Annotated in this window: 2 protein-coding genes; one reads left to right on the forward strand and one right to left on the reverse strand. The window is 57.6% G+C overall.

The window, feature by feature from the left end; genetic code table 11:
• The first annotated feature begins 498 nt into the window (after nt 1–498).
• Entirely contained in the window at nt 499–705 is a 207-nt protein-coding gene (locus IC50_RS37950; protein WP_011084669.1) for a hypothetical protein, read from the forward strand.
• 389 nt (nt 706–1,094) lie between these two features.
• On the opposite strand, the gene IC50_RS37955 is transcribed toward IC50_RS37950, so the two are convergent.
• Complete coding sequence (locus tag IC50_RS37955) at nt 1,095–2,441, reverse strand: citrate-proton symporter (protein ID WP_171463743.1); 1,347 nt, start codon at nt 2,439–2,441, stop codon at nt 1,095–1,097.
• Nucleotides 2,442–2,696: the final 255 nt, after the last annotated feature.

The following is a 2,696-nucleotide window of genomic DNA, read 5'->3' on the forward strand; positions in this document are numbered from 1 at the left end:
CGGTCCTTTACGAATAAGACGGGCTAGCGTAATGATACTCATCGTAGGATGGAACATGCGACATATTGTTAACTCGATCGTCCATGACGACCACACTCCTATGCCGGTTGCATTGTGTTTCAGGTCGTTAGACCTGACTCCGCAGATAAGCAGCTTAGCTGTCCGTAAGCTGACGCCGAGAAATTAACGGAAAACTAGGTGTTTGGCCCCGGCATTTCTGCAGCGGATTGAGTTTGAATCGTTCCGGCTGGGAAGTTCAATCCTGAATCCAAACAGACCCTAGTCGGGTGCTCCGAGAAATGCATCGACGGAGGTGCGACGAGCATCCGATCATAAGTAGGTCTACAGGTTCCGAGCGGGTAGACGGAGCGATGCGGTGATGGCCGAACTTATCCATTCGGTCGATAGATCTGATCAAGAAAATCAATTTTACCGATTGTAGCGTCGTCATATAGACCGTCACCACGGCTGGGGCTAACCTAGGGAAGCGATCTCCCAATGAAGAAGTCAGTTTTGGTGACGGCGAGCGCCCTCGCACTTGCGACCGCGGCGGTACCTCCATTTGCTGCAGAAGTTGCCGCGCAACCGCTCACCTCCAGCGTGCAGGTAGCCGATACATCGTATCCTCAGTGCGCCGATGACCCATTGAATGGTATCTGCGATCTGTTTTTTTGCTTGACCGATCCCGCGTGCGTGCTGCACTGACGACGGAAAACAATCAAGCAGAGAATGAGGATCGAGCCTCGTGCGGCCGCTGCTCCGTCAGCGGCCGCATCCTTATGCCGTTCGTTTACGCTGGCGGATGGTGCGAGCCGCGCCTTCTTGTTCTCTAAAGATGATCAGAGTCATTGCTCACTCCAGCCGGCGGGTGACGGCAGCCCGATCGCTCAACTGCAGCATCGGCGAACGTTGGGTAAACGGAGAAAGCCGTTTCAGACCGCGACGCTGCCGTTACGGCCGGAACTCCTTCACGATGTCAAGCTGCGCCAGTTTTCAGGATAGATTGCTGTTCGGGCTAGCCCCATACCGTGCTCCTGCTCGATGTTCGCATTTCGGACGTCACAGATGTCATCCTTACCTGTTCGGCTAAGCTACTAGGGCGGCGATCGTGCCGTTACAGATGTTCGTCTATGGTTTCGCTCGAAATTGAGTGGCGCCGTCTCCGGCATCATCACCATGGCAAAGAGCCCGGCCGCGCTCGCGAAAAGCATGTACCAGGCGGGCGCGAGTGCGCTCCCGGTCAAGTAGATCAGCCATGTGACGACCAGTTGAGCTGTGCCTCCGAAAATGCCTATGGCAAAAGCGTAAGTCGTCCCGAAGGCGCCACCACGAATGTTCCTGGGCAAACTCTCGGCCATGCTTACGTAGAAGGCGCTATACGGAACCGTTCCGATAAGGGTGAGCGTGCCGAGGCCTCCTAAAAGTGCGAAGGCGCTGCGGCTCTCTGCAATCCACAAGAATACCGGATAGATCATCAGCAACGCAGCTGCCTGCGGCCATATCATGACGCGCCGGCGGCCTGCGCGGTCGGCGAGCAGGCCGCCCAACAGCGCCGCAGCAATGCCTGCCATATTGCTGATGAGCGTGGCGCCGAAGGCGAGAGGCGCGGATACGTGGAGGGTGTTCAAGGCGTAGGTGGTCATATATCCCGTAACGTAAGTAGTGATCGTGCAGCTGGCCAAGATGACGAATCCCAAGCTCATGATGCGGCGAGCGGCGGGCGATCGCCTTACAGGCCGGGTGACCAGAACCGGCGCCTCCGGGCGGAGAAACGTTTCGGGTAGGACGCTCCGCAGCCAAAGTCCGAACGGCAAAGTAACGGCGCCGAGCAACAGCGCGATCCGCCATCCGTATGCATTGAGCGCCTCACTTGTCATGGTGAGCGAGAGTATTTCTCCAACCAACGCTCCAGCCGTCGCAGCGACCTGTTGGCTCGCGGGCTGAAAGGAGACAGCAAGACCGCGGGCTTTGGCTGGTGCCGCTTCCATCAAGTAGGCTGTCGTTGGACCGACTTCGCCTCCGAGAGCAAAGCCCTGCAGCAAGCGTGCGAAGATGGCTAGCAACGGAGCGGCAAATCCTATTGTCTCGTACGATGGCGTAATGGCCAATAATAGGACCGCGACGCTCATCATAGCAAAGCTGGCGGTCATGGCAGGCCGGCGGCCAACCCGATCCGAATAGGAGCCGAGCACGATGGACCCGATTGGCCTGGTCACAAAACCCGCGCCGAAGGTTCCGAGTGACAGCATGAGGCTGGCGAACTGGTCGGTTGCCGGGAAGAACGCCTGACCGATCTGTATTGCGAAAAAGCTATAGGTGCCGAAGTCGTAGAATTCGAGCATATTGCCGATGGTGGCGCCCAACACCGCCCGGCGCGTTAAGCCTTCGTCTGCCGGACTGGGGACCGGCTCCAGCCTCTCTCGAGTTAATTGCCTCGCCATCCTCAACCTGATCTGGAGCGCGAACCCTGGCCCGAACATTTCCACCAGACACCGGTCGCGCAAAGTTGCAGTCCGCTTGCCCGAACTCGTCCTTCACGGCCATTGCGCCTGTCCACATGTAGCCTGAAGCGCGTCGCTACAAACCTCACGGTAACGTCTGCAATAAGAATGCCTGCCTTTCTGGGCCGATTTGACTTCTGGTCTGATCCCAGGCCTGGCCGGTAAGAGGTAAGCGGAGCTTTTCTCCCATTTGAT

It is taken from the genome of Bradyrhizobium genomosp. I (2014), assembly GCF_000261685.1.
Taxonomy (GTDB): domain Bacteria; phylum Pseudomonadota; class Alphaproteobacteria; order Rhizobiales; family Xanthobacteraceae; genus Bradyrhizobium.

What these genes read in the sequence shown, in the direction of transcription:
- IC50_RS37950 (WP_011084669.1), top strand. Translation starts at nt 499, where the DNA reads ATGAAGAAGTCAGTTTTGGTGACGGCGAGCGCCCTCGCACTTGCGACC.
- IC50_RS37955 (WP_171463743.1), bottom strand. Translation starts at nt 2,441, where the DNA reads ATGGCGAGGCAATTAACTCGAGAGAGGCTGGAGCCGGTCCCCAGTCCG.